The sequence below is a fragment of the Arcanobacterium buesumense genome, from assembly GCF_012563545.1.
Lineage (GTDB): Bacteria > Actinomycetota > Actinomycetes > Actinomycetales > Actinomycetaceae > Arcanobacterium > Arcanobacterium buesumense.
Genome location: NZ_CP050804.1, coordinates 1,661,896 through 1,687,668 on the forward strand (window position 1 = coordinate 1,661,896; position 25,773 = coordinate 1,687,668).

24 protein-coding genes and 2 tRNA genes are annotated in these 25,773 nt (G+C 49.7%); 9 read left to right on the forward strand and 17 right to left on the reverse strand.

Annotation, left to right across the window (positions count from 1 at the left end):
• Positions 1-85 precede the first annotated feature (85 nt).
• From greA to HC352_RS07685, 3 genes are read left to right on the forward strand one after another with little or no spacing between them, the layout of a single operon-like run.
• The gene (greA, locus tag HC352_RS07675; protein WP_168918319.1) at positions 86-565 is read left to right on the forward strand and encodes a transcription elongation factor GreA; all 480 of its coding nucleotides are present in this window, start codon (positions 86-88) and stop codon (positions 563-565) included.
• A gap of 3 nt (positions 566-568) precedes the next feature.
• Positions 569-1,246 (forward strand): peptide-methionine (S)-S-oxide reductase MsrA, encoded by a 678-nt coding sequence (gene msrA, locus HC352_RS07680; protein WP_168918320.1) that lies wholly within the window; start codon positions 569-571, stop codon positions 1,244-1,246.
• 56 nt (positions 1,247-1,302) lie between these two features.
• Positions 1,303-1,737, forward strand: a complete 435-nt coding sequence (locus tag HC352_RS07685) for an FKBP-type peptidyl-prolyl cis-trans isomerase (protein WP_168918321.1) — start codon at positions 1,303-1,305, stop codon at positions 1,735-1,737.
• An 87-nt stretch (positions 1,738-1,824) separates the two neighbouring features.
• On the opposite strand, the gene HC352_RS07690 is transcribed toward HC352_RS07685, so the two are convergent.
• Positions 1,825-2,625 carry a Bax inhibitor-1/YccA family protein gene (locus HC352_RS07690; protein WP_168918322.1) on the reverse strand — a complete coding sequence of 267 codons (801 nt, stop codon included), beginning with the start codon at positions 2,623-2,625 and terminating at the stop codon, positions 1,825-1,827.
• Positions 2,626-2,838: 213 nt separating this feature from the next.
• On the opposite strand from HC352_RS07690, the gene HC352_RS07695 reads away from it, so the two are divergent.
• Entirely contained in the window at positions 2,839-3,819 is a 981-nt protein-coding gene (locus HC352_RS07695) for an ABC transporter ATP-binding protein (protein WP_247645184.1), read from the forward strand.
• Positions 3,816-4,625, forward strand: coding sequence for an ABC transporter permease subunit (locus tag HC352_RS07700; protein ID WP_168918323.1), 810 nt, complete (start codon positions 3,816-3,818; stop codon positions 4,623-4,625). Before HC352_RS07695 ends, HC352_RS07700 begins: the two co-directional genes overlap by 4 nt.
• Positions 4,626-4,745: 120 nt before the next feature.
• On the opposite strand, the gene HC352_RS07705 is transcribed toward HC352_RS07700, so the two are convergent.
• Positions 4,746-4,819 (reverse strand) — tRNA-Leu (locus HC352_RS07705).
• Positions 4,820-5,015: 196 nt separating this feature from the next.
• Here HC352_RS07705 and nhaA point away from each other — a divergent pair.
• Positions 5,016-6,296 (forward strand): Na+/H+ antiporter NhaA, encoded by a 1,281-nt coding sequence (gene nhaA / locus HC352_RS07710; RefSeq protein ID WP_168918324.1) that lies wholly within the window; start codon positions 5,016-5,018, stop codon positions 6,294-6,296.
• Between the two features lie 59 nt (positions 6,297-6,355).
• On the opposite strand, the gene HC352_RS09025 is transcribed toward nhaA, so the two are convergent.
• From HC352_RS09025 to HC352_RS07775, 14 genes are all read right to left on the reverse strand, one after another.
• Positions 6,356-7,312: a Ppx/GppA phosphatase family protein gene (locus HC352_RS09025; RefSeq protein WP_211080658.1), complete on the reverse strand. Its 957-nt coding sequence runs from the start codon at positions 7,310-7,312 to the stop codon at positions 6,356-6,358.
• Positions 7,313-7,321: 9 nt separating this feature from the next.
• Positions 7,322-7,888, reverse strand: a complete 567-nt coding sequence (locus HC352_RS09030; protein WP_211080659.1) for a DUF501 domain-containing protein — start codon at positions 7,886-7,888, stop codon at positions 7,322-7,324.
• Complete coding sequence (locus tag HC352_RS07720) at positions 7,885-8,622, reverse strand: FtsB family cell division protein (protein ID WP_168918325.1); 738 nt, start codon at positions 8,620-8,622, stop codon at positions 7,885-7,887. Before HC352_RS07720 ends, HC352_RS09030 begins: the two co-directional genes overlap by 4 nt.
• 70 nt (positions 8,623-8,692) lie before the next feature.
• Entirely contained in the window at positions 8,693-9,658 is a 966-nt protein-coding gene (locus HC352_RS07725; protein ID WP_168918326.1) for a nucleoside hydrolase, read from the reverse strand.
• Between the two features lie 116 nt (positions 9,659-9,774).
• Positions 9,775-11,055 (reverse strand): phosphopyruvate hydratase, encoded by a 1,281-nt coding sequence (gene eno / locus HC352_RS07730; protein WP_168918327.1) that lies wholly within the window; start codon positions 11,053-11,055, stop codon positions 9,775-9,777.
• A 258-nt stretch (positions 11,056-11,313) separates the two neighbouring features.
• Positions 11,314-14,829: a transcription-repair coupling factor gene (gene mfd, locus HC352_RS07735; protein ID WP_168918652.1), complete on the reverse strand. Its 3,516-nt coding sequence runs from the start codon at positions 14,827-14,829 to the stop codon at positions 11,314-11,316.
• A gap of 23 nt (positions 14,830-14,852) precedes the next feature.
• Positions 14,853-15,440, reverse strand: coding sequence for an aminoacyl-tRNA hydrolase (pth, locus tag HC352_RS07740; RefSeq protein WP_168918328.1), 588 nt, complete (start codon positions 15,438-15,440; stop codon positions 14,853-14,855).
• A gap of 147 nt (positions 15,441-15,587) precedes the next feature.
• Complete coding sequence (locus HC352_RS07745) at positions 15,588-16,178, reverse strand: 50S ribosomal protein L25/general stress protein Ctc (RefSeq protein WP_168918329.1); 591 nt, start codon at positions 16,176-16,178, stop codon at positions 15,588-15,590.
• Between the two features lie 213 nt (positions 16,179-16,391).
• Entirely contained in the window at positions 16,392-17,171 is a 780-nt protein-coding gene (locus HC352_RS07750) for an ABC transporter ATP-binding protein (RefSeq protein WP_168918330.1), read from the reverse strand.
• Between the two features lie 2 nt (positions 17,172-17,173).
• Positions 17,174-18,274, reverse strand: a complete 1,101-nt coding sequence (locus HC352_RS07755) for a FecCD family ABC transporter permease (RefSeq protein WP_168918331.1) — start codon at positions 18,272-18,274, stop codon at positions 17,174-17,176.
• A gap of 3 nt (positions 18,275-18,277) precedes the next feature.
• Complete coding sequence (locus tag HC352_RS07760; protein WP_211080660.1) at positions 18,278-19,459, reverse strand: ABC transporter substrate-binding protein; 1,182 nt, start codon at positions 19,457-19,459, stop codon at positions 18,278-18,280.
• A 394-nt stretch (positions 19,460-19,853) separates the two neighbouring features.
• A complete protein-coding gene (locus tag HC352_RS07765; RefSeq protein ID WP_168918332.1) occupies positions 19,854-20,834 on the reverse strand; it encodes a ribose-phosphate diphosphokinase in 981 nt (326 codons plus the stop codon).
• A gap of 60 nt (positions 20,835-20,894) precedes the next feature.
• Positions 20,895-21,959: an NTP transferase domain-containing protein gene (locus tag HC352_RS07770; RefSeq protein WP_168918333.1), complete on the reverse strand. Its 1,065-nt coding sequence runs from the start codon at positions 21,957-21,959 to the stop codon at positions 20,895-20,897.
• 58 nt (positions 21,960-22,017) lie between these two features.
• Positions 22,018-22,088 (reverse strand) — tRNA-Gln (locus HC352_RS07775).
• 193 nt (positions 22,089-22,281) lie between these two features.
• On the opposite strand from HC352_RS07775, the gene HC352_RS07780 reads away from it, so the two are divergent.
• From HC352_RS07780 to HC352_RS07790, 3 genes are read left to right on the forward strand one after another with little or no spacing between them, the layout of a single operon-like run.
• A complete protein-coding gene (locus HC352_RS07780; protein ID WP_168918334.1) occupies positions 22,282-22,956 on the forward strand; it encodes a TetR/AcrR family transcriptional regulator in 675 nt (224 codons plus the stop codon).
• 36 nt (positions 22,957-22,992) lie between these two features.
• Positions 22,993-23,964 carry an ABC transporter ATP-binding protein gene (locus HC352_RS07785; RefSeq protein WP_247645185.1) on the forward strand — a complete coding sequence of 324 codons (972 nt, stop codon included), beginning with the start codon at positions 22,993-22,995 and terminating at the stop codon, positions 23,962-23,964.
• 1 nt (position 23,965) lies between these two features.
• Positions 23,966-25,192 carry an ABC transporter permease gene (locus HC352_RS07790; protein ID WP_168918335.1) on the forward strand — a complete coding sequence of 409 codons (1,227 nt, stop codon included), beginning with the start codon at positions 23,966-23,968 and terminating at the stop codon, positions 25,190-25,192.
• Between the two features lie 2 nt (positions 25,193-25,194).
• Here HC352_RS07790 and HC352_RS07795 read toward each other — a convergent pair whose 3' ends face one another.
• Positions 25,195-25,707 carry a MarR family winged helix-turn-helix transcriptional regulator gene (locus HC352_RS07795; protein ID WP_168918336.1) on the reverse strand — a complete coding sequence of 171 codons (513 nt, stop codon included), beginning with the start codon at positions 25,705-25,707 and terminating at the stop codon, positions 25,195-25,197.
• Positions 25,708-25,773 lie beyond the last annotated feature (66 nt).

Genomic DNA, 25,773 nt, shown 5'->3' on the forward strand with positions numbered 1-25,773 from the left:
GTTCATGCCCACATGTTGTGGACATATCTTTTTATCCGCCTCGGCAATGAACTATTGTCACACTATATAACCAAGGAGAAAGCACATGGCTGAAACTACATGGCTCTCACAAGAAACCTTTGATCGTCTAAGTGCCGAACTTGAGCACTTAAAAACTACTGGCCGTTCGGAGATTGCTACCAAGATCGAAGAAGCTCGTTCCGAAGGTGACCTTCGGGAAAACGGTGGCTACCATGCGGCGCGTGAAGAGCAGTCGAAGATGGAAGGTCGGATTCAGGAACTCACCTATCTTCTTGAACATGCCGAAGTTGGCGATGCTCCACAAAAGCTCACCGAGGTTGCCCCTGGTCTTGTCATTACTGCTGAAGTCAACGGCCGACACAAGAAGTTCTTGCTCGGATCACGCGAAGCTGCTGATTTCGTTGATATCGATGTTTACCCAGAAACAGCCCCTCTCGGTTCGGCAATTATGGGCAAGAAAGTAGGCGATGAGACCTCCTACACTGCCCCGAACGGTAAAGAGTTTTCCGTTAAAGTGCTCGGCATCGAACCTTTCCAAGGCTAAAATATGTTGACGAAACAAACAGCGCTACCTGATAATACCACACCAGTATTACCCAATCCTCGCCCGCACACAGTTCTCGGAACCGACCTTTTGGCTGAACCTGGCTCCGGAGAGCAAGTCATTTACCTTGCTGGCGGTTGCTACTGGGGCGTAGAAGAGATCATGTGGCAACTACCAGGTGTTATCAGTACCGCTGTGGGTTTCATGGGCGGGTTCACCGCTCACCCAACCTATCGCCAAACATGTACTGGGCTAACGGGGCACACAGAGACAGTGCGTGTGGTATGCAAAGACGATGCCATCGCGCATGTTATTAAGACATTTTGGGAGATGCATGATCCGACGTCGTTAAATCGGCAAGGTAACGACGTCGGCACCCAATATCGCTCCGCTATCTTCTATACCACTGATCAGCAACGTAACTTCATCGAGCAGTCCATTGCTACGTATTCGAAGGTGCTACATGATGCAGGCAAAGGTGACATCGTCACTGAAGTACGGGAAGCAAACGAAGCTGGACCATTTTATCCAGCCGAGGATGACCATCAGCAGTATTTAGATAAAAACCCCTTTGGCTACCGTTGCCACGCAGCTACCGGGATGCCATGTCCAATGCCTGGCTCAGGTCCGTTAGCAAACACGTCCCCGTCTGACTCTCATTCGTTTATTAATCTTGATTAGAATGATGTTATGAAGGCGGCCGGCAAAGGTTGCCACGTTAATCGAAAGGTATCACTATGACGGTTGCACTTCCGACTGTTTCTGGTTCATTTGGCGAAACGCCAACGATCACCTATCCCACTCCAGAAGCACCCAAGGGGCTCAAGGTTGTTTTACTTGAAGAGGGAAATGGCAAAGTTGTTCAAGCTGGCGATGAGGTTGAAGTTAACTACCATGGCCAGATTTGGAATGGAGAGCTTTTTGACTCTTCCTATTTCCGGAGCGAACCAACACGGTTTCCCATTGGTGTTGGGATGGTTATAAAAGGATGGGACCAGGCACTCGTCGGCAAGCAGGTCGGTTCTCGTGTCATGATCATCGTGCCACCGGAAAAGGGTTATGGAGCGGCTGGAAATCCACGTGCAGGTATTAAAGGCGACGACGTCTTGGTTTTCGTCGTCGATATTCTCGGTGTAACACAAACTGCTTTTTCGAAGCACTTCACGCGCTAATCACCTCAGCGCTAACCACGTCATAAAAATGTTAAAAATGTTGGGGCCGTATCTGATAAAGATACGGCCCCTACATGATGATAAAGGTTATGACCTATCAGCAAAGATAGCGAGAATACGCAAAACTTCAATATAGATCCACAAGATAGTCATAACGATTGCCAACCCAGCGGTCCATGCAAATTCCTTTGGAGCGCCACGATCAATCGCCTCATTAACTTGCTCAAAATCAGCAATGAGCATGTACGCGGCAACAACAATCATTACCATCCCAATCAGGATGCCAAATCCACCGCTACGCAAGCCGAAGTTATCGAGCATACCAGTGGCAACGAGAATCATGTTCAGAAGCGAGAACACTAAGTATCCGATAGCTACAACATAGACAATCTTACGGCCCCGAGGCGTGGTACGAACCGCACCAGAATAGTGAAGCCCCAACGTTACTGCAACAATCACAGCCGTCGCCAAAATTGCTTGGAAAGCAATCCCAGGATAGAAGATGTTAAATGCCCCAGTGATAGTTCCTAAAGCAACACCTTCTAGGACCGCATAACTCAATGCTAACCCCGGCGAGACCATCGGCTTGAAAGCAGCGAACATCCCCACTCCAAAGGCAGCAAGTGCCGTTAACATAGCAACTGCTGGGAAAGATGGCACCGGCACAATAAATGCAGCTAGAACAGCCGATACTAGGGTAACTCCCAAGAGTAGGGCAGTTTTATTCATAGCATCGGTGTACGTCATCCGTCCATCAACTGGCTGCGCATCAAATGCGGTGGGTACCGGTTGAGCCTGTGGCTGACCAAGGGTTGCTTGATCGAATTGATTTGGCCGCTGAGTCTGACCGGTGAAATACGGGTTACGAGACATGACTGGGTTGCTCATAAACGAACCTCCTAGCTTATTACTGCATGCAATTTGCACACTTTTTCTATTTCTCAGTCTAACGGATCGGTAAGTTATCGCCCGGCCATTTTTCTCTGGCAGGAGAAAACTCATAGATTTTCCAGCATTTCTTCAGCTAAATAAGCCGGCACACCAGTGGATAACATAAGAATTATCCACAACTACGCTGTCCCAAAACCAAAATACAGTAACATGAAAATGTCAGCTAAAACGATGAAAGGTTGTGGCTGGATGATCACTGTTGAGCATCTATATAAAAACTATGGCCAGGTTCGAGCAGTTAACGATTTATCCTTTAACGTTCGGGCAGGTGCCGTCACCGGTTTTCTTGGACCCAACGGTTCTGGAAAATCAACAACATTACGTTGTCTTTTAGGATTAGATACCCCTTCTTCCGGCACTGCCCTGATAGACGGCCACTCCTATGTAAAGAATCAGGCCCCAATTACTAAAGTTGGCGCATTGCTTGACGGGAAAGCGTTTAACCCCAAAGTAACAGCTCGGCGGCACCTAGAGATTGTCGCTGCTACCCACGCCATTCCCGCAACACAAATCGATCGAGTTCTTGAAACTACTGGCATAGCGTCTGTTGCAAAGAAAAAAGTTGGTGGATTCTCACTCGGTATGAGCCAACGCCTAGGTATCGCCACAGCACTACTCGGCGATCCAGAATATCTCATCTTTGACGAACCTGTTAATGGCTTAGACCCAGATGGTGTGAAGTGGGTGCGTAACCTTATGCGTCACCTTGCTGGGGAAGGACGAACTGTTTTGGTTTCCTCTCATCTCATGTCTGAAATGTCCTTGACTGCAGACGACGTCGTTATCATCGGACGGGGGCGGTTGATTGATGCCGGACCAATTGGCAAGTTCACTCATTCTTCATCTCGTACAACCGTCCAGGTCAGTGGCCCAGAAACTGAAGCTATCACTCAGGCTTTGAGTGAGCACGGCGTCGAATTCACCTTCGAACAGCCAGAACAAGAACGCCCGCACGGACGATTCACTATTGCAGGATCGACCTCTGAGGTGATCGGTCACTTGCTGTATCAACACAATATTGAGTTACACGAACTATCTGAGATTCATTCATCACTCGAAGATGTCTTTATGGAATTAACCGATGAAGCTGTCGATTACCGTATGAACGACAAAAATGGAGGTGCACAGTGAGCGCGACACACTACACATCGGTTTACGCGTCAGGTGGCAATAAAAATACATTTGGGCGCACATTTACTAGCGAGCTACTCAAACTGCGCCATCGGTCATTCTGGCTAAACTTGATTATTTTTTCCATCCTACTTATTGGTGCACCAGTCACAAGTGCGTTATTTTCTCGTGCAGACAGCCAAGGTTTCGCATTAACAGTTGAAGATGCTACTGGCGGTACTCAAGTATATTTATTGTTTGCAATTGTTATCGGTACTCTAGCTGTCACGAACGAGTATGCGTCAAATACGATGCGCACAACTGTTTTAGCCACCCCTCGCCGATTGGTAACTATGGGTGCGAAGGTTCTCGCTGTCGCACTCTACACTGCGCTAGCCTCAATCGCCATTATTGCAATCGCCTTTATCATTATCGCGATCATCGCTGGTGGAAAATCTGACCTTGCCTGGAATGATATTCTCATTTTGCTAACGCTGGTTGGGATCGTCGTACTCACAGCAATAATGGCTACCGGATTAGGTTATATCTTGCGTTCAACGGCTGGTGGCATCAGCTCAATGATCGCATTCATTTTTCTTCTCCCCCTCATTATGCTCATCTTCACCAAGTTCGATACCTTCCGTTACTATGTGCCACCTCATTTACCAACCGAGCTCATCGGGACAGCACTCCAAACAAACGCTAATTTCCCACCGATAGAAGATGCCATACACTATTCACCTGCTGCAGCATTCCTGATCTACGCCAGCTACAGCATCATCGCATTTGTCTTAGGCTACCTACGCTACGAAAAATCAGACGTGTAAGTTTCACTGAAAAGCTTAGAGATACCGGCACTTCAAGCCAAAACATCCAAGCCAGATCGCAGAAAAACTGCACAATATAGCAAAGACCCGCGATATCCTTGTGATATCGCGGGTCTTTAGTGCCTCCAGTGGGACTCGAACCCACACTGAACAGATTTTAAGTCTGCTGCCTCTGCCGATTGGGCTATGGAGGCACGGTAGTAAGAACTACCGAGATAATCCTAATGGGTCAACAGCCAATTAAGCAAAACCAACACGTTTTTCATCTCATTTTGCTCATAGACGGGCCTTAAAAGTCACCCCTCCGCAACAAAAGCGTAGACTGAAGAGCATCGAAACAATAGGAAAATAACGAAAAACTATGCCAGAAACTAAGAATGGAGCTGGTACATGCCTCATCGTCCAAGCCTCATCGCCCGTTATCGGCGAGCGCTACAAAATGAAGCCACTGCCGGAATAGTCCTTATTTTAGGGGCACTTATTGCACTTATATGGGCTAATTCACCTCTACGTGAATCTTATATGCACCTATCGGAAACAGTGATCGGCCCCCAATCCTTACACTTAGGATTGCCGCTATCGCACTGGGCAGCCGATGGCCTGCTAGCTATCTTCTTCTTCGTCGTCGGACTCGAGCTCAAACACGAATTCGTTGCCGGATCACTGCGCGATATCAAACAAGCTCTTGTTCCCATTCTTGCAGCTGTCTGTGGCATGATCGGCCCGGTTGCCGTCTACTCTATTATTCAAGTTTTATCCGGCTCAACAATCTATGACGGCTGGGCAGTTCCAGTTGCTACTGATATCGCTTTCGCCCTCGCCGTCCTCGGAGTTTTCGGCAAAGGATTCCCGCCAGTAGTCCGAACCTTCCTCATGACTCTCGCAGTTGTTGACGATCTCCTCGGCATCGTCATTATCGCCGTCTTCTTCTCCGACGGAGTAAACTTCCTCTACCTCGGCCTCGCTCTCATCGTCGTAGCCATCTTCGGCTTCCTAGTACAACAACGTATCATTCACTGGTACTTACTGTGGCCACTGGGAATCATCGCTTGGTACTTCATGCACCTATCAGGAGTACACGCCACCATTGCCGGCGTTGCCCTAGGGATGACCGTTCCTGCCCTCATGAAAGGTAAAGAACGCAAACCCCTAACCGAACAGCTCGCCGAAAGAATCAACTTCTACTCCGCTGGCTTCATACTGCCAATTTTCGCGTTCTTTGCTGCCGGAGTCAACGTTATCGACTCAGGCGGCTTTGGCGCAATGCTCGTAGACCCCGTCTCCATGGGAATCTACCTAGGACTACCCTTAGGTAAATTCCTCGGCATTTTCGGCGGCGTCGTCCTCATGATCAAAGTTTTCCGGCTCAAACTCGGACACGGTGTTGACCTGCCCGATATTTTTGCTATCTCATGGGTCGCAGGAATCGGTTTTACTGTCTCTTTGCTCATCGCAACACTCAGTTTCGCCGAAGGTAACCCCCATGGGCCACACGCCCGCGTCGCCGTTATTCTCGGCTCTCTCCTCTCTCTCATCCTAGGGGCACTATTCCTTATCCGTCGTGCCCGGCAACAACAGCGAGGAGCCATCGCTAAGCGGCCACTACATACCGAATCGCGCAGACTGCGTAGCCAGCCTACAAAGAGGCACAAGAAACACAAGAAGAAGTAAAAATCTGATAAGACGAAGGGCGGGACATAACCGATGTCCCGCCCTTTCCGTTACGCCAACTACGCTAACACGCCCGCTGCTCGCAACGCTAAGCCGTCTAAAATATCATGTTCCGAAATCATCACCGAATCGAGCCGATGCCCAGCCTGTTCACTGCGCAACACAATGCGACGAACAACTTCTTGCCACACCAACGCCCCAGCATTCATCACATCAGCGCGCTGAGGATGTAAGAAGGCAACACTCCTGCGCTCATCGAAGGTAGCATCAATAAACCACTGCGTTGCCTGCTCAATGTGGCCAACACTCATCTGTAAACCATGAATTCGTTGCGGATCATACTCAGTAAGACCCAACGAAAGCGCTGCAACAGAAGTGATCGTTCCAGCCAAGCCCACAATAGTGCGAGCTTGCCCCAGATTAACATGCTGTTCTGCTTCGTCTAATGCCTGGCGAATATCATGACGCGCCGCGTCAATCTCCGCACTCGTTGCCGGATCTGAAACTAGCCGACGTTCCCGCATCCGCACCGAACCAACGTCCATCGAAAATGCGCTGATAATATCGCCGTCCCTCGTACCTAAAACAAGTTCGGTAGAACCGCCACCAAGATCAATTGCTAAAACTGGATCCAGTGGACCCGTCAAGGTCTGAATAGCCCCCGCAAATGACGTTCGCGCCTCTTGAATACCACTAAACACTTGTGGGCTAACACCAAGCCGTTCCCGCACACCCGAGATAAAAACATCGCGATTGCGCGCGTCACGAGTCGCCGATGTTGCTGCAAAAACAATCGACTCACATTTATACTTCGCAATATCATTCGCATAATCGTCAATTGCTGCGAACGTACGAGCCAAAGCCTGCGGATCAAGTTCACCGATTCGATCCACACCTTGCCCCAAGCGCACAATCTCCATACGGCGCACAATATCGGTAAGCACACCACGAGCATCAACGTCTGCGATTAATAAACGAATGGAGTTAGTGCCACAATCAATTCCTGCAACGCGCACAATCCGCTCCTATGCCTGCACCGGTGCGTTCTCGTCGTCGTCAGTCGAAGAACAATGGCAAACATTCGGATCCCACCCTGCCTGCGCTAATACTTCATCGCCTACCGGGCATACTCCTGGACCTACTGCCAACGCATACCCAGCTAACGCATGTAAACACTTCACCCGATCAGGCATTCCACCGGCTGACTTACCAGCAATCTCTGGAACCTCCTTTAGTAAATCACGGCGAGCAACATAAGATTCATGTGCCCGCACATGACTGGCCGCATACTCCTGATCGTTAGCTAGCCGCTCGTTATACGCCACCATCTCACCGGCGCTTTCAATCCGAGAAATCTCACGAACTAGCCACGGGTAGGACAGGTAAAACAATGTTGGGAAAGGAGAGCCATCAGGCAACCGCGGATAGGTAATCGTCACCGCTGGAGCACCACACACACAGCGGGCACCAATACCAACTAAGCCGCGTGGATCTCGCCCTAGTTGGGCAGTCAAAATCTCCCTATCTCCAGGGCGGATCTCGGTGGCATTGCGCGCCACGCGTTGTAAAACGTCAAGGGAAATCGTTGTCATTCGTTCGTATCCTTTGATTCAGGGGAATCTGGCGATTCCGGTGGCGTATCCGTAGCATCCGGCGGGGTTTCCGCAGACTCCGGTGGGGTATCCGGCAACGGCTCATTCAAAATTGGAGTGTGCTGCGGATTTTCTATTTCACCGATTTGTCCAGCAACCGTAATAGAGTCCCAACCGGTGACGAAAAATGGTGTTTGTTCACGGCGCAAGCGAGTAACTTCTTCAGTTCGAGCATTCAACTGTTCGGTAGCAGATCCCTTATCCGGATCAGTCGTTGTATATAACGTCTGCCCAGGCATAACGAATCCCAAACGTTCACGAGCTTTAGCTTGAATAAAAACCGGATCGCTCCACAAAGCTTTTTCTTCTTCTAAGGCATCCACACGTTCTTTGACAAGCACTAATCCTGCTTTTGCTTTCCGAATCTCTTCTTGCTGCGCTAAGTATTGTGTGAGTGGATTAGCTACGATCAAAACAGCAAGGAGAACAAACAGCATCACCGTCGCTAAGCGAAGAGAAATTCGATGGGTTTTCTGCTGCCCTTGAATAACAAGATGATGCTCCCGGGTAAAACGCGAGCGCGAGCCAGCTTCAGTTTTTCGTGACGACGACGGACGCGACTGCGGCTTTGATTTTTTTCGTCCGCTACCGGGTTTATGCGCATGCTGCTGAGGAGTAGGCGCACGAAAAGATCCGGATGTACCGGATGAGCGCTTTACAGGACGACGGACCATATTTCTAAGTTTAAAGCTCTCGTGCACGAAAGTGGAGACGGCAGTGGTGAGCCGTCCCACGCTAACGTACTTATCGGCCTAAAGCTCGGATCGAATCAACAACCAACTGTGCAAAACGATCCCAATCCAATGTTGTTGCCACATCGGTACGGTATTGATCGTCGTCGAGAACTGGGAAAGGATGACGCATGGGAGCTACGTCCTTAAAGGATGTCACTGTCATGCCGCGCGTCCATGTTCCAGTTAATTCCACGGTTACAAAGGCTTTACTACAGGTGATGATTTGCGGATCGATGAGTGCTGCCACGCATACGGCATCATGGATAGGTGGGGCTGGGAAATCATACATGTCCTTATAGGCCGCCCCAACAAACCCCCAAATATCTAGAACAAAACGAGATAAGTCAGTATTGATATCCCGCACTCGGTCCTGGAGCTCTTGAGTAGCTAGGGCTTGATGTGTGAGATCCAGAGAAACCATAGTTACTGGCCAAGATTGTTCGAAAACAATGTGGGCAGCTTCTGGGTCAGCAAAAATATTAAATTCAGCAGCTGGGGAGGAATTTCCACGGGTGTACGCACCACCCATGAGGATCACTGACTTAACCCGGTCAATTATTGCCGGTTCCTTGCGTGCCGCTAACGCAATATTGGTCAAAGGGCCGACGGGGACGAGATGAACGGTTTGTGCGGGCTGGCTCATAATAGTTTCGATGATGAAGTCGACGCCGTGGCGCGGGTCCAGTTCCATGTGGGCTTCTGGCAAGACTGGGCCATCAAGTCCACTTGTCCCGTGAATTTCCGGGGCAGTGATTTGCCTTTGGACCAGTGGGCCAGCAGCTCCGCGAGCCACCGGGACAGTAATATTCGCCGCCGCACACACAGATAGTGCATTTCGAGTGACTTTTTCTAGCGTCTGGTTACCAGCAACAGTAGTAATACCTAATAATTCGATATTTGGGTTTCCGGCAGCTAATAACATGGCGATTGCATCGTCATGGCCAGGATCGCAGTCAAGAATAATCTTTTCAACCATTATTCTTCCTCTCCATTCTCATTATCTTTCTAGTTTAGCCTGCCATGAAACAATGTGGGGGCGGTTTCGCATTTGCTATACCGCCCCCACATGAGCTTTTAGTAGCTTGCTATTCCTCAGGCCTTGAAGCGTGGGAATGCCGATGCGCCAGCGTAAACTGCAGCATCGCCGAGCTCTTCTTCAATGCGAAGGAGCTGGTTGTACTTGTTAACACGCTCACCACGGGCTGGAGCACCAGTCTTGATCTGACCGGAGTTGGTAGCAACTGCAAGGTCAGCAATCGTGGTGTCTTCGGTTTCACCGGAGCGGTGGGAAGTCATTGACTTGTAACCAGCACGGTGGGCTGCTTCAACAGCTTCGAATGTTTCGGTGAGGGTACCAATCTGGTTAACCTTCACGAGCAGTGCGTTTGCGGCACCAAGCTTGATGCCCTTGTTCAAGCGCTCTGGGTTGGTAACGAAGAGATCGTCGCCAACGAGCTGGACGCGATCGCCAACGTGATCAGTGAGGGACTTCCAAGCATCCCACTCATCTTCGGAGAGTGGATCTTCGATGGAAACGATTGGGTACTTGGCAACGAGTTCATCGTAGTACTTCACCATGTACTCGGTGTCACGTAGTTCGCCTTCGAACATGTACTTGCCATTCTCGAAGAATTCGGTGGAAGCAACGTCAAGTGCGAGTGCAACATCCTTGCCTGGCTCCAAGCCGACCTTCTTGATTGCTTCAACGATCAAATCGAGAGCTTCAGCATTCGAGCCGAGGTTTGGTGCGAAGCCACCTTCATCACCAAGACCGGTGTTGAGGCCACGATCCTTCAGAACAGCCTTGAGTGCGTGGTAAACCTCTGCACCCCAACGTAGGGCTTCCTTGAAGGTTGATGCGCCAATTGGAGCAATCATAAACTCTTGGATATCAACGTTGGAATCTGCGTGCGATCCACCATTGAGAATGTTCATCATTGGAACTGGGAGAACGTGAGCGTTCGGGCCACCAAGGTATGCGTACAGAGGTAGACCTGCTGACTCAGCAGCTGCCTTAGCAACAGCAAGCGAAACACCAAGAATAGCATTGGCGCCAATCTTGCCCTTGTTGTGGGTGCCATCAAGGTCAATAAGAGCTTGATCGAGGTAACGCTGATCGGATGCCGAAAGACCAACAATCTCTGGCTCGATAACTTCGGATACTGCAGCGACAGCATCTGCTACACCCTTACCACCGTAACGGGACTTATCACCGTCACGACGTTCTACAGCTTCGAACGCACCAGTAGATGCGCCGGATGGAACTTCCGCTCGAGCGAAAACGCCGTTGTCTAGAAGAACCTCAACCTCAACGGTTGGGTTGCCACGAGAATCAAGAATTTCACGGGCAGCAATTGCCTCAATAAGTGCCACAAGGACTCCTTTAAATTGTTATTTTTGGTCTTGCAGTCTCGTACCGGGTTATATCCCCTGCACGTACTCTTCTATTGTCCTACGTTTTACGCCATTTGGGTATCCCGAGCGCAATACTCGCAGATTTTAGTCCGCCGATTGACATCTAACTCATACATTTCTCCGCACTACCCCGGCTAAAAGTCCCAGTTCGATAACAATTACGCGGATGGCTTATATTTCTTCACTTGTTAGTTATCACCGTAGTTATCACCACTGTTATGCCAATAATTGATCCATGATCGCGGTGATAGCCTCAATGATGTCCTCATTTTCTAGTGTTACCTCATTGCTGAGCACACTGTGCTGCTCACGCGAATGTGTTAAATCAGCAAGCGGTATGAGCACTGTGCGGATTGCAGCTTTAGCCACCGCTTTAGGGTAGAGCCGGCGCAATCGAGCGTGTCTAGAATCGGACAAAACAATCGGAGCTAACCGAAGATTCTTCCCCATCACAGTAATTTCTTCCACGGAGTAGTCCCGCGCACGTTCGCGCAACTTAGCTAATGCAAACAAGCGCTCCACTTCGACCGGGATTGGCCCGTATCGGTCAATTAATTCAGTACGAATATCGCCACGTTGTTGTTCATTAGCCGAAGCAGCAATTTTGGTATAGATTTCCAATCGCAACCGCTCTGAAGACACCCATGTTTGGGGTACATATGCTTCCACTGGCAGTTCAATTCGCATATCTGCCTGCTGCTGCGCTTCAGTACGCTTGTCTTGACCTGTCAATTGCGCCACAGCATCTGAGACCATACGCAGATACAGATCGAAACCAACTCCAGCAATATGACCAGATTGTTCGCCGCCTAAAATATTTCCAGCGCCGCGAATTTCTAGATCTTTCATCGCTACTTGAATCCCTGCACCTAGTTCGGAATGAGCAGCAATGGTTCGTAGCCGTTCAATAGCCGTCTCCGTCATCGCTTTATCTTGCGGATAGAGGAAATAGGCATACGCACGTTCCCGCCCTCGGCCAACTCTGCCTCGGAGCTGATGTAATTGGGAAAGTCCCAGCTTATGTGCATCTTCTACGATAAGCGTATTGGCATTAGATATATCTAAGCCAGTTTCTACAATCGTGGTACACACCAAAACATCAATTTCTTTATCCCAAAAAGCTTGGATAATATCTTCAAGCTGATTTTCACTCATTTTACCGTGGGCTATTCCAACTCTTGCTTGCGGTACAAGTTCGGAGATTTGCGCAGCAACCCGGTAAATTGATTGCGTTCTATTGTGAATGTAGAACACTTGGCCATCACGTAACAGTTCACGTTTGATCGCCGCAGCTATTTGCTTAGGTTCATGAGCACCCACATATGTCAGGATTGGATGGCGTTCTTCTGGCGGAGTTGCCAGAGTAGACATTTGCCGGATTCCAGTCACTGCCATTTCTAATGTTCGAGGAATTGGCGTAGCTGACATGGACAAAACATCCACAGTTGGATACAGCTGTTTGAGCATTTCCTTGTGCTCAACGCCGAAGCGTTGTTCTTCGTCTATGATAACGAGGCCTAGGTTTTTAAACCGTACGTCTCCGGTAATAAGCCGGTGGGTGCCGATAATAATATCGATACTTCCATCGCGCACTCCTTGCCGAATTTCATCAGCCTCTTTTGCGGTTTGGAATCTCGATAAACTAGCGACGTTTACCGGAAATCCAGCATATCGTTGAGTAAATGTTTCAGCGTGCTGTTGAACCAAAATAGTTGTTGGAACCAACACCGCTACTTGCATATTGTCTTGTACGGCTTTAAATGCAGCACGAACCGCGATCTCTGTTTTTCCATATCCAACGTCACCAGAAATCAACCGATCCATCGGTTCAGGCGATTCCATATCGCGTTTGACTTCCTCGATCGTGGTGAGCTGATCGGGAGTTTCGACGTAGGCAAAGGCGTCTTCTAACTCTCGTTGCCACGGGGTGTCAGGAGAAAATGCGTGACCTTTGGTAGCTCGACGCTTAGCGTATAGCCGAATGAGTTCTTTCGCGATTTGTTTAACCGCTGCCCGGGCTTTAGCTTTGGTTTTATCCCAGTCAGCGCCACCCATTTTATTTAACGACGGAGAATCACCACCGGAGTATTTCGATACTTGATCGAGCTGATCGGTAGGAACCCATAGCTGATCACGTGCTCCGCCACGTTTACTTGGGGCATATTCCAAGACGACGTACTCGCGCTGGTTAGTGTTGTTAGCTCCTAGGGAACGCTTAGCTAACTTCACGAATTGGGCAACCCCGTGACGTTGATGAACAACGTAATCTCCCGGTTTGAGTTGCAACGGATCAACCGCATTTTTCCGCCGTTTTGGCATCGTTTGGGTTTCACTCAATCCGGCGTGTTTACGATTCATAAAATCGTTAGCTCCGTACACCGCGAAACGGGCGGACGATGCTAAGAATCCAGTGGGAAGCGGAGCAACTGTCACATATATGACGCCTGGAGTGAGTTGGTGAGGCAGTTCAAGGCTGTAGCTCGCCCCATATCCGGCAGCTTCAACCTGGTCTGCTAGACGCCGTCCTAATCCTGGGCCTTGAGCAGCAATAACGATCCGCCACTGTTGTTGTGCTAAGTCACCTAAATATTCGATAGCTTGATCGACATTTCCACCAAAATTTTGTGGCTCACTTAGCGCTAAATCGATCGACTCGGCATGTGGTAGTCCGCCGAGTGTCCACCACGGTATCCCTGCCCGGGTAACATCATTGCGGATATCCGCGAGGGTCATAAAAGATGCCCGTTCAACGTTAAGTGGAACGTCGCCACCGGCGGCTGCCGCACTCCACGCGGCTGCCAAAAACTCGTCAGTTGTTTCGATGAGGGATTCTGAACGGGCTAACACACGTTCAGGTTCGACGACGATGACGCGGGAATTCTGCGGTAAAAATTCGTGGACGGGAACCATCTTTGGCACCAAAATTGGCATCAACGATTCCATGCCTTCAACCGCAATACCGGCAGCAATTTTTTCCAGCATATCAACAGCTCCCGGAAGGTCTGCCATTGCTTTACTTGCTTGAGAACGCACCTCATCAGTAAGTACCAACTCCCGGCATGGTGGAGCATAGACATGCGCTCTTTTCGCTAATGATCGTTGATCTGCTACTGCAAAGGACCGAATATCATCTACTTCGTCACCAAATAATTCCACCCGCAAAGGATGCGGTTCAGTAGGCGGGAAAATATCGATAATTCCGCCACGAACTGCGAACTCTCCCCGGTTTTCGATCATATCTACCCGGGTATAGGCTGCCTGGACAAGCTGTTCTTGGAGCTGATCCATATTAATGACATCACCGAGCCCGATCCGCACGGGTTCTAGCTCACCCACATAACTAGCCACCGGCTGTAGCAAGGCACGCACCGGAATAATAACAACTTCTAATGGCGCAAATTCTTCTGGGTGGGCCAAGCGCCGAAATGTTGATAGCCGCCGTGCTACAGTATCTGAACGCGGCGAGAGTCGCTCATGTGGCAATGTTTCCCATGCTGTAATAATGCTGACTGAATCCTCCGGCAAGTAGGCTCGAAGCATCGTTGCCATATCATCGGCTTCGCGCCCTGTTGCGGTAACAATCACCTGCGTTTGGCCACTATCCCGGCCAGTTAACGCGGCCACCAGCGGGGCAAGCGCACCGCGCGGGACAGTTGCATCAACATGGTTTCCCCGCAGTTCATCCATGCGCGAGCTAGTTGAAAAAAGCTCAACTAACGCAGTTAAATCCATCATGGTTTTCTTTACTTTCGGTATTACGACGGCGTATGCAGCCGCATCGTGGCTTTTTCTAAACCACGTTCAATAACATCAATCACTGCATCAGCAGCAAGCTCAATGACGAGGTCAAGCTCTTTGCGCTCTGCTGAAGAAAACTGCGACAAAACAAAATCAGCCGGATCTTGGCGCCCCGGTGGACGACCAATTCCACAGCGCAACCGAATATAGTTTTTCGATCCAGTCGATTGCGAAATCGACTTCAATCCGTTGTGTCCACCTTCACCACCGCCACGTTTAAGTTTCAGCGTGCCAAAAGGCAAATCTAATTCATCGTGAATAACAATCAGGTTATCCACCGTGCCATGATAGTACGCTATCAAAGACGAAACCGGACCACCAGAAGTATTCATATACCCGAGCGAGACACCCAAGATCACCTGTTCGCCCGGCACACCAGGACCAACACCAACACGAGTAGATGCCGATTGAGTATTAGTTTGTTTATGCACACTCAACCGAGTATTTAGCCGATCGGCTAACGCATCAACAACCACATGGCCGATATTATGCCGAGTTGCAGCATATTTCGGCCCCGGATTACCTAATCCAACTACCGTGTACATAACTTACTTCGCCTTCCGTATCCGCATTGCATCTCCATGCCACACTTCAGTTATACCCGCCAGCTCCGACATAGTTTGATGTCACCCAGCAAAAGACTGTGAGGCCCGAGCCCACCAGGGCCGGGCCTCACAGCTCAACGAGTTCAATCACTCAGCGGCTTCAGCTTCGCCTTCTTCTTCGCCATCTTCAGCTGCAGTTTCCATTGCTGGAACAGCAACAACCACAACAACTGCTTCTGGATCAAGTTCAACTTCAACATCAGCTGGCAGATCGAGATCTGCAACGGTGACGTGCTGACCATCTTCCAAACCATCAACATTAACGATGATAGATTCTGGAATCGCAGTAGCCGATGCCTTAGCAAGAACCTGCAACATTTCAAGAGTTGCCATAGCATCGCCAGCTGGCTCGCCTTCAACGATGACTGGAAGTTCAACGTCAACCTTCTCGCCCTTCTTCACGCGAAGGAAATCGATGTGCTCAATGAGGCGTGAAAGTGGGTTACGCTGAACATCCTTAACAATCACCAAGTGCTCTTCGCCAGCAACATCAATCGATAGCAATGCGTTAGCATTTCCACGAACAGCCAAGAAGGTATCGTGGTAATCAAGCTCAAGATGGATCGGATCTTCACCGTGGCCATAAACAACGCCAGGAAGCTTATCTTCACGGCGGATACGGCGCGAAGCACCCTTACCAAACTCGGTACGAACAGAAGCCTTTAGTACTACAGGCATATTATTACTCCTTTACTATGTGGACGGCCTCGAATATCGGAAGCTACATTCTCAAGGAGTGTAGAGACCGCGTCGATAACGGAACTCGCCACCAAACCTGGTTACGGTTCCCTCGCCGAGGCAACTCTCCCAGTGTACTAGCTCTTAGCCCACTATCAAAAGCCAATATGCCAAGGTCACAAAAATACTCTTGCCACCCCAACAAACCACACGTTAACTATTAACTGGACACACCACTGGAGTACCTTCGTCGTCGATAACCCGCGCCCGAAACCCGTACACTTCAAACAAAATGTCGGGAGTCAAAACCTGCCCGGGTCCACCTTGCGAATACGTTAAACCGTCCTTGAGAACAAGCACATTGTCACAATACCTCGCAGCTAAGTTCAGATCGTGAATCGCTACCAGAGCCAAACTATTGTTCTTCTTCACTTCGCTACGAACCAACTGCAATAACTCAACTTGATGGCGTAAATCCAAGGCCGACGTCGGCTCGTCGAGCAATAAAACCTCTGGTTCTCGCACCAACATTTGAGCAACTGCTACAAGCTGTCGTTGGCCACCCGACAACTCCGAAATATAGCGTTGCGCCAAATGTGCAATACCCAAACGTTCCATCACAATACCGGCCTGCAACAACGAATCATCTTGACCAATTCGGGCAAACCGCCGCCCCCGCACCCTGCGCGAGGAGACCACAATCGACTCAAATGCTGTCAATGAAGCACTGGTCAATAAATCTTGCGGTACATATCCGATAACATCACGAAGTTCGTTGCGAGGCACAAGACGACCATCAGCGTCGATAATGTTACACGTTCCAGAATCGGCCTTCTTAATTCCGGCAATCGTTTTAACTAACGTCGATTTGCCACACGCATTCGGGCCAAGCAAACCAGTGACGGTTCCGCGTTCTAACTCAGTAACAATCAACCCCTTCAAAACCTGGTGACTACCATAAGAAACATGAAGGTTATCAATACTTAAACTCATTGTTATCCCCACATCCTACGACGACGCATCAGGAGAAGCAGAATGAAGAACGGCACTCCGACCAAGGAAGTAATAATTCCCACCGGCACAGCCACGCCCGGAATAATCGTGATCGAAATAGCATGAGCCACGGTGAGCAAAAATGCCCCTGCCGCCATCGACGCCGGCGCAAAGAACCGATGTTCCTCACCTACTAAAATCCTTGCCACGTGCGGGCCAACAAGCCCGACGAAGCCAATGATTCCAGCAAAAGCAACGGCGCTTGCCGCTAACACAGACGAAACGATAAGCGTAGTAACCCGCAGTCGAGTGACATTAATACCCAAGGCCGCTGCCCGCGCATCACCCAGACGTAACGCCGTCAGTTTCCACGAGTTCATCACGGTGTATGGAATAGCCACTGCTAACGTCACTGCAATAATAGCGTTTGCCGTCCAATTAGCTCGTTGAAGCGAACCCAACGTCCAAAAGACAATCTGCTGAAGTGCTTCAAGAGTTGCCTGATATTGCATGATTGACAACAGTGCTTGGAAAAGGAAAACTAGTGCGATACCAAGCAAAATCATTGACTCAGCGCCAGCTCCACGCCACACTGAGGCAGCCACTACAACAATCACTGCCAACAACGAAGACAGCCATGCAATAGCGGCCAGATTTAGCTGCGCGTTATTAATTAACGTCCATCCCAAAACGATGGATGCGGCGCCGCCGAAAGCTGCGGCAGCGGAGATACCTAACGTAAACGGTTCTGCTAACGGATTATCTAGAATCGTTTGCATATGGGCGCCAGCGAGAGCCAGCGCAGCCCCGATAAGGACCGCCATGACCGACGACGGCAAACGCAAATCCCACAGCACGATCCGCACCGTTGAGTCCACCGAATGCGGCATAAAAATACCGTGGAAAAATTCTGTCGGGGTTAAATGGAATGGCCCCACAATAGTGGCAATGACGAAAGCGATCCCTGCTACACCAACCATAAATAGAATGATCAGTGCCTTTTTGGCCGCCCGCCGGCGGTAGTTGACTACCGCCAGCTGGGCTTGTGTCAGATCACTATCAGAACTCGTACCTTGGGCCGGTATTCTGTTAGTTTCCGCCATGGCTTACACCCGGATCATCGGTGACGAAGAACGTGCCAGTTTGTTCAAAAGGCATCCATTTTGTATGGAAATCAGCAAACGCCTTGGCAACATCAAATCAGCGAATTCGTCCGGGTGGATCCACGCAGCAAACTGCGCCAAAGCAAACATGTTCAATGGCGAATCATAGAATTGGTGATAGACGCCGTGAAGATTGCCCTCTTTAGGTGCCTGAAGATCCTCAAATCCTGGGGTGGTTGCAATGAGGTTTTCTAACGATGCCTCGGCGTCCTCAGCGGAAGTGGAGTATCCAAGATTAACGTAGTTAACTCCACCCTTCTTTTCGGACTGCTTCGACCAGTCACCACCAGTTGCGATAATAACTTCAGGTTGTTGTTCGAGGATCTTTTCCTTAGTTAAATCTCCTGCCGGAGTTTCTAGGAACTCATCGCCAATATTGATGCCTCCAGCAACCGTGACGAGATCAGCAAGATTGGTTTCTTTCCAGGTTGCACAGCAATCTTTTAGCCCTGGTGCACGCCACAAGAAAGTTCGCGGTTTCGTATCACTCTTAGCGACACGGGCAGTGACGTCTTGAACCATATCGTCATAGAACTTATTAAACTCTGTCGCTTTTTCTTGCTTGCCCAGAAGATTACCTAATAGGGCTACCGACTTCGTGGTGTTTTCCAACGGCTTCTTCTTGAAATCTGTATAAACATATTTCAGACCGGCATCATCCATTTTCTTGAGGAAACCAGATTCTTCGGCAGCTTTTTTATCAGACAGAGATAACACAATAACATCTGCTCTATGGGAAATCAGGCTTTCAACCGTCACGTCCCCTTTACTAATATGGCCAATGACTGGAATATCGGCTAGTTTCGGATCTGCCTTGATGAGATTATCGTTGAACGTTGGATCGTTCTTTTGAAGATCAGAACCCAATGCCACGATATGGTCTGTTGGGCTTTGTGGATTAAGGAAGGACACCGCAAACATTGCGCGCCCTTCAGCCAATAAGACACGTTCTGGAGCCTTGTCGAATTCAACTGTACGACCCTCAACGTCGGTAACTGACAATGCCGTTGAGTCTGAAGAAGACGTCGTCTCCTCCTGCGCCGGCTTTTGTGCTGGTGTGCACGCAGTTAATGAGAGTGCAAGTAAGCTGGCTAAGCTTACTGAGAGGATGGAGAACTTACGCACGGGTGTATTCCCTTCATAAAGTGAAAGTCTAGCGACTTAGGTTAGGCTAACCTATCCACAAGCTATCAGACTTTAGACCCACGCAAAACTTTTTAGCACACCTAATTTCCAGCAACTTATTGAGCGCATAAAATCAATAATATCTTAGCGACACCGAAAAATATCTCAGCGCCAAAGTCAACCGATCCAGACTTTAGCCCCCACTTACAAGGATTAACTATCCTACTCCAGCCACCAGATAAACACGCACATAACCACGCCACGCACCCGCAACAACATAACAACCGCACACCCTCGAGATTATCCACCCAAGAAGTGCGCGGTATGTCACGCTATAACGAAGCAACAAACTCCGCAGATATCAACAACAAAAGTCGATAATGTGTCACCCTAACTAGAACGCACCATCGAACATGGACGTCACCGAACCGTCGTCGAAAACTTCCCGGATAGCCCGCGCCAAAACAGGCGCAATCGACAGCACTGTTAACCCATCAAAACGCTTCTCATCAGCAATCGGAAGCGTATCAGTAACAATAACTTCACACGCCCCAGATTCCATCAACCGCTCACGAGCCGGACCAGACATCGGCGCATGAGTAGCAGCAACAATAACGTTCTTTGCTCCCGCTTCCAAAACAACGCGAGCAGCACCGGCAATCGTTCCAGCCGTATCAATCAAATCGTCAACAATAATAGCCGTACGCCCAGCAACATCACCCACAACGCGATTAGCCGTTGCCTGGTTAGGACGGGAAATATCACGAGTCTTGTGAACAAACGCCAACGGCACACCACCAAGGCGATTACCCCACTGCTCCGCAACCTTAATACGGCCCGCATCTGGCGAAACAATCACGGACTCTTCCGGATTAACCCGGGTACGAACATACTCAACGAGAGTCGGCATAGCCCACAAATGATCTACCGGGCCATCGAAGAACCCCTGAGTCTGAGCCGCGTGCAAATCAACCGACATGATGCGCTCCGCACCAGCAGCCATAAACAAATCAGCCATCAACCGAGCCGAAATCGGCTCACGACCCTTGTGTTTCTTATCTTGACGAGCATAAGGGAAAGACGGCAAAACTACCGAAATACGCTTAGCCGATGCACGCTTAGCCGCATCCACCATAATCAGCGCTTCCATAATCCACTTATTCACCGGAACATCGATGGACTGAATAATAAATACGTCCGATCCACGAACCGACTCATCGAAACGAACATAAATTTCTGAATTAGCAAACTCATACGACGTCGTTGGCGACAATTCGATGCCAAGTTCCTTCGCTACTGCTTGTGCTAGTTCCGGATGTGCGCGCCCGGTGGCGACAACGAGATGCTTTTCACCGCTTGTATGGATGCCTGTCATGCCCGACCATTCTTTGTTTTACAGTATTAGCAATGGCCGACTGGCCACCACCCCAGCCTATCAACTTTCGTCTATCACCGTGAACGGTGCTAAACGTGTATCCGGTGCGATCGACGTCGAAACCGCCACACAATGCGCAACAACTGCGCGTTCCCCAACCGAAACATCGGTCAGCTCACTATGTGGTCCTACGACGGCGAAAGGTGCTACCCGCGTATCGCCCCGAAGAATCGTGCCAGGCTCAATGATGGCATCCGGCGCAAGCGTAACGTCTACGTCAATATGCGTAGAAGCCGGATCGATAATAGAAACTCCGCTACGCATCCACTGTGCCAAGAGACGCTGATTCTTCTCTGCTCGCAACGTTGCAAGCTGAACCAAATCATTGACACCCTCAGCCTGGATAGAATCTGCTAACACATACGACGCAACGCTTTGACCTTCGTCAACCGCGCGAGCAATCACATCTGTCAGATACATTTCCCCTTGAGCGTTATCGGTTCCTAAAGTCCCTAAAACAGAGCGAAGAAAATCAGCATCAAAAATATATGTTGACGTGCCAATTTCTTTAATTGTGCGCTGCAGATCAGAAGCGTCTTTTTCTTCTACAATCCCAATAACTGGACCAGTAGCTTGCGGTGTCTGTGCCACTTCATTCGATCCTGGAGCCGCATCGCGCAAAATACGTCCATACCCAAACGAATCTTCCAACACAGTTGACAGCACAGTAACTGCTGCTCCCGATTCGCAATGAACCCGGTTGAGTTCGGTAAGAGTCTGCGCCTCAAACATTGGTGAATCGCCAGCGATAACAAGCACCGAGCCGTGCAGATCAGCAGGAAGCACGTTCATGCCACACCAAGCAGCCCGCCCGGTTCCTTTAATATCATCTTGATCTGCAATAAGAACATCTGGAGCAATCTGGGAAATATGCTCAACAACCTGGTCACGTTCATGACGAACGACGGCGACAATATTATCTGCCCCGGCTCCACGAACTGCAGCGATCGCATGACCGACAAGAGAACGGCCACACATTGATAACAAAACTTTTGGGGTCTGGGATTTAATTCGGGTACCTTTACCGGCAGCAAGAATAATCGCTGCAGCGAGTTTCTGACTCACAGGTGCCTCCTCGGCTAGCCAAACTCCCGAGCACAATGCACTAGACGCATTATTTCCGCTCCGCCACTAGGATTCGAACCTAGACAAGCGGTTCCAAAGACCGCTGTGCTGCCATTACACCATGGCGGATTACTTGTTTTATTGTGCCAGTTTGTGCGCCCAGTTTCCAGTTACACGGGCAATTAATCCACTATGGCGTTCCCCACCATAAATCTACTAGATAAATATAGGCATATATTTACCACACATGATATATCTACCCGCCCAACACTCACATGCGCCTCTCCCTTCCCCTCCCCGTTTGGCATGGCATAATAAACCCATGGCACGAACATCAAAAACTAGCTCTCCTACCACCGCGCAAGGACCTAAACGTCAGCGAATGACACGTATCGAACGGCGCACCCAACTCATCGGGATCGCTCGCCAGCTTTTCGCCGCCCGCGGTTATGATGCGGTATCTATTGAAGAAATCGCCAACGCTGCCGATGTATCAAAACCCGTCATTTATGAACATTTTGGCGGCAAAGAAGGCCTCTATCAAGTCATTGTCGATCGGGAAACCACTGCCGTGAACACGATTTTGCATGAAGCATTATCGGCCGGTAAAGGCCCCCGCGAATCGCTGGAAGCAGTAGTTCTAGGCTTGTTGGACTACATCGAAGAAAACCCCGACGGTTTCGGTTTGATGGTTCACCAAAGTCCCGGTGTTCTTGCCGGTGGCGAATTTTCCACCATCATCTCCGATATGGGAGATCACCTGCATGAACTTTTACAAAAATATATGGAAAACCTTGATTTTCCTTCAGACGCACTTGCGCTTTACGCCCACATGCTCTCTGGCTTGATGGGCATTGTTGGTCAGTCATGGGCAATCAACCGCCAGCTAGACAAACATGTTATGGCTGCACATTTGGTCAATTTAATGTGGAATGGCCTGCATCGCCTCGAAACCGATCCGCATCTTGTTACCACCCAGCCCACAACCGCGAAATAACTTGCATCATTCTTATATTCCGCACAAGGAGAATCCGTGAATTTACACATCAATAATCTTCATAAGCGTTTCGGGGACACTATCGCCCTGGACGGAATGGAGTTCACCGTACACCCGGGCGAACTTTATGGCTTTGTTGGTTCGAACGGAGCCGGAAAGACGACGACGATGCGCATTGCCCTTGGCGTACTATCGGCAGATTCGGGCACCGTTACCCTCGACGGCAAAGAACTCGATTTCGCTACTCGTAAAACATTCGGCTATATGCCCGCCGAACGTGGACTATATCCGAAGATGAAAGTTGGCGCACAGCTTATTTATCTCGCTCAGCTACAAGGCTTATCTAAGAAGGACGCCACTCGCGCCATGCTGTATTGGACAGAACGCCTCAATGTTGACAAGCGCCGTAACGATGAAGTCCAGGCACTGTCCCTCGGTAATCAACAGCGAGTCCAGCTCGCTGCTGCCCTCATTCACAATCCTGGCGTCCTTGTTCTTGACGAACCATTCTCCGGCCTTGACCCGGTGGCAGTGGATGTGATGAGCACCGTCCTGCGCGAAAAAGCAGACGCCGGGGCAACCGTCGTCTTCTCCTCCCACCAACTCGATCTGGTAGAACGCATGTGTGAACGGGTCGGAATTTGTGCCGAAGGAAAGATCGTTGCCGAAGGAAAGATCGACGACTTGCGTGCCAGCGCTGAAAGCAACATTATTGTGCGCACCGCCGGAGATGTGAATGCCCTCGCAGATACGGTTCGTTCGCAAGGTTTTTCTGTTATTCACGTGTCACACAACATGCTAGAAATCGCGATGCATGCTGGTGATGATTCCCAGCGTATTCTCCACGCTGCGCTGGCCGCTGGTCCGCTACTTGAGTTTGCACCGCAATGCCCACACCTCCAAGACATTTTCAAAGGAGTGGTTTCTGCGCCAAGTAATGATGAAGCAGAAGAAAATGCCCCGGTTAAGAAGCGCGGCTTAGCAGCCCTATTTGGAAAGAAGAAGTGACATGCTTGGACTGATTATTAAGCGGGAAATGACCGCGCTACTCCAGACTCGATCAAATCAGATTTCCTTCGTCGTTATGCTTATTCTGATCATAGGTGGCGTTGTTATTGCCAATTTTATGATGAGCGCCGACGACGATTCCGCAGCTCCTGAAACATCCTATGTTGTGGGGGTCGAGCAATCTGCCGCCGATGCTGCCAAGTTTATTGAAGTTGCGTTGCCCGCTACCAGCACCGAAAGTATTGGTGACGGCGAAGGCGAACAGTGGCTTACTGATGCGGTTCAAGCCCAATCGACTGATGAGGATAATGACATTACCTATGCTGTTGTTGGGGGAACTGCCACTAAACCAACCGTTATTTTCCCTAACTCAAGCGCTATCGGCGGTAACTTCGGCGAAGGAGTTAATCGAAGTGTCACCTTCTGGATAGCCAGCCAAAGCTCAACAATTACCCCCGATGAGGCAGCAAACGCAATTACCGTGGCAGATAGTGCATACGTGCGCGTCTTGGATTTAGCATCTGACGATAACCTCATTGTCACTAATCCGTTTGGCTACTTCAAAGCACTTGGTGTTGTTATTCTGCTTGCCACCGTTATCTTGGGTGGTCTAGCAACAATCTCAACTGGAGTTGTGGAAGAAAAGTCCTCGCGCGTCGTCGAAATTATTTTGACGTCCGTCAAACCGCGCACGCTACTGCTCGGAAAAATCCTCGGAATTGGTACGGTGGTTATCGGCCAAGTCGCCTGCTATATTGTGGTTGCGTTTATCTCACTGAAAATTGCCGGAGTGCCGTTGCCACTACTGAATCTATCGTCACTCGCGGTTTGGACTATTCTGTGGTCGATCGTCGGCTTCTTTACTTTCTCACTGATTGCAGGTGCGCTGGCAGCAACCGTTTCTCGGCAAGAAGATCTTGCCCCGATCACCAGTACGCTCACGATGCTCACCTTCATCCCGATCTACGGCGGATTCTTCCTTATCTCGGCAATGCCTGATGCAACCATCACGAAAGTCTTGTCATATATTCCATTCATGTCATCCTTCATGATGCCAATCCGGCAATCCTTTGGAATCTCCTCACCAACCGAACAGATCATCGCATTCGCGCTGGGGGTTGCAGCTATTCCACTGTTGGCAGCATTCGCCGGCAAGCTTTACCGCAATTCAGTTTTGCATTCCGGTAAGCGCATGTCTATCAGGCAGGCGTGGAAGCAAAGTAAGTAGGATTACTCGAACGAATGAAGCAGTCGCCTCATATAGGCGGCTGCTTCATCATTTTCTGCCGCACTAAACTGTTCTAAAATCTGCGCTTCAGTGTGGAGCAGATCCTTAACTGCACCGTCGATCAGCGACAGACCCAACTCAGTAGCTTGCACATAAACAACACGCCCATCATGTTCGCCCGATTGGCGAACCAATAATTCTTTAGCTGCCATCCGATCAAGCCGATTCGTCACCGTCCCAGAAGACACCAATGTTTCTTTCATCAGTTGACCGGCGGTTAGTGTATGGTTGGCTGTTCGCCGTAATGCCGCCAACATTTCAAACTCCCATGTTTCCAACCCGTTGCGGGCAAACACTGTTTTCCGCATCCGCTCAATATGCCGCGTCAAACGCAACAGGCGAGAAAAAATAGCAAAGGGAGCCGTATCTAACTCCGGACACTGCTTCTGCCACGCAGTAATAATCGCATCAACGTCGTCACGAATAGCGTCATCGTTGGGTTGTTGATCAGTCATAGCAGGCTCCAGTGGGTACTCAGGGTAATGAGTGTGCGTTAAGCGCCGTTGCTTGACGCACGTAAC